At 78.6% G+C, this 1,886-nt stretch carries 2 protein-coding genes; both read left to right on the top strand.

Annotation, left to right across the window (positions count from 1 at the left end; genetic code table 11):
- On the top strand, positions 1-1,065 hold a 1,065-nt coding region (locus Q7L65_RS27595; protein ID WP_304726686.1), incomplete at its 5' end, for an HtaA domain-containing protein.
- 7 nt (positions 1,066-1,072) lie between these two features.
- A partial coding sequence (locus Q7L65_RS27600) for a PKD domain-containing protein (RefSeq protein ID WP_304726688.1) occupies positions 1,073-1,886 on the top strand: 814 nt, incomplete at its 3' end.

Consider the following 1,886-nt stretch of genomic DNA (forward strand, 5'->3'; position numbering starts at 1 on the left):
GCCGCCACCGCCAACCGCGCCACGCTCACGCTGGGCGGGCCGGTCGCGCGGCGGCTGCGCGCGCTCGGCGTGCGCGTCGAGGCGGTCGCGCCGGCGCGGCGGCGCGGGGTCGTGATCACGCTGCCGGTCCGCAACCTCGCGCCGCTCGGCAGCGACAGCGCCGTCGTCGCACTCGGCGGCGCGCTGCGGCTGCGCGCGGGCGGCCGGCGCGTCGTGCTGAGAGCGCCGCAGACGGTCGTCGGGCCGCGCTCGGAGCTGTCGGCGACCGTCGGCTCGCGGCAGGTCGTCGTGCTGCGCGTGCCGGCCGGTCGCGGCAGACGCGCGCTCGACGCGACCAGCGGCGCCGTCACGCTGACGCGCGCCCCGATGGTGCTGACGCCAGCCGGCGCGCGGCTGCTGCGGGCCGCGCTGAGACGGCCGGCGATCGCGACCGGCCGCGTCGCGACGGTGACGCTGGCCGCCGATACGACCGTCACGGGCATGCCGGGCTTCGCGTCCGTCGAGGGGCCGCCGACGCCGGGCGGCGTGACGCTCACGCCGCGCCCGGCGGGGGCCGCGTCGATCACGGCCGGCGTCGTGCGCTGGAGCCCGCGGCCGTCGTGGCTCGGGTACCTCGCGCAGGGCGGCGGGGCAAGCGGCGAGAACGGCGCGAGCTTCGCCGACGGCGCCTTCTCGTTGCCGATCTCCGGCGGCTGGTACGACCGTGCGAGCGGCAGGGCGGTCGTCGAGACCGCCGGCACGACGCACTTCCAGTTCCTCGACCACCAGATCGACGTCGCGCTGTCCGGTTGGGCCTTCGACCTCGGCACGACGCCGAAGGCGACGAGCGCGATCGACGTCGCGCTGCACGCCGTGATCCTGCCCGGCCCGTCGATCGTCGGCACGCGCCAGCCGCTGTTCTTCCTCGGTCCGCAGGGTCTCGCGCCGCAGCTGAGCGCCGACGGCGCGAGCGTCGCCTGGAACGACGTCCCGGTGACGCTGACCAACGAGGGGATCGCGCTCTACCTCGTCTACCCCTACAGAAGCGACCAGGGGCAGCTGTCGATCGCCGCCACGCTCGGCTGAGGCGGGCGTGCGCGCCGTCGTTCTCGCGCTCGCGGCGACGCTGGCGCTCGCCGCGCCGGCCGTGGCCGCCCCGGGGGTCGAGGTCACGCTCGACGGGCGCGCGCAGCTGCTCGAGCCGGCGGCGCTGCAGGCGGTCGCCGACGTGCCGCCGACGCCGTACCTGCTGCCCGGCGCGAGCGCGCCGAACACGCTCACCGGCATCTCGCTGCGGCGTCTGCTCGGCCTCGCCGGCGCGGATCCGGCGGCGGTCACCGCCGTGACGGCGAACGGCGCCGGCGAGACGGTCGCCCAGCTGCTGGCGCCCGACTTCGCCGAAGCGGCGCCGTTCGCGGAGGGCCCCGCGCTCGTCTGGGTCGACGAGGAGGGCCGCACCGCGCTGCTGCGCCCCGCCGGGCCCGGTCCGCCGGAGCTGGTCCTGTCCGCGCCGCAGGAGCCGCTGCGGCTCGCGCTCGGGGGCGGCGGCACGATCGCCGTGAGCGCGACCGCGACTCCGTCGAGCGTGCAGCCGGGCGCCGCCGTGCTGTTGCGCGCCGTCGTCGTCGGCGGCGACGCCGGCGGCACGCTCGCCTACCGCTGGAGCTTCGACGACGGCGATCGCGCGAGCGGTCGCGACGTCAGCCACCGCTATCGCGCGCCGGGCGTCTACCAGGCGTATGTCACGGTCTCCTCCAGCGGCGGCGCCGGCGGCACGTCGAAGCCGGTGCGGATCGTCGTCGGCACCCCGCGGGCTGGGGCCGGGAGCAGACCGTCGGGCGGCGCGGGCGGCGCGGGCGGCGCGGGCGGCGCGGGCGGCGCGGGAGGCGTGGGCGGCGCGGCGGGCG

It is taken from the genome of Conexibacter sp. CPCC 206217 (assembly GCF_030646165.1).
Classification (GTDB): Bacteria; Actinomycetota; Thermoleophilia; order Solirubrobacterales; family Solirubrobacteraceae; genus Conexibacter.